The organism is Shewanella sp. S1-58-MNA-CIBAN-0166 (assembly GCF_040310085.1).
In the GTDB taxonomy this organism is placed as follows: Bacteria; Pseudomonadota; Gammaproteobacteria; order Enterobacterales; family Shewanellaceae; genus Shewanella.
The window spans coordinates 1-275 of the sequence record NZ_JBEOPN010000134.1 but is presented as its reverse complement, the minus strand read 5'-3'; the positions used below and the strand labels follow the sequence as shown (position 1 = coordinate 275).

Below are 275 nucleotides of genomic sequence, written 5' to 3'. Positions count from 1 at the left end.
GCTCATCATTGGGTGCGTGCAGTGAAATCGCCAGTGCCACATCGATATCTTGTGCCAACTGATACATTTTTGGCACGACCCCTGAGGTTGATAATGTCACCCGACGCTTTGACAAACCGTAGGCGTGATCACTCAGCATCAGCTCCATCGAGCCAACCACTGGCTTATAGTTTAGTAATGGCTCGCCCATGCCCATCATCACCACGTTGGTCACGTTATTTTCCCACAAGCTATGATCAACGTTGTCTAAACTGTCATTTTCATCAGTCATATAA

The 275-nt window shown here is 47.3% G+C and carries 1 pseudogene; it reads right to left on the bottom strand.

Annotated features, from left to right (window positions below):
• Positions 1–275, bottom strand: a pseudogene (locus AAEY99_RS21410) (hypothetical protein); the annotation flags it as partial.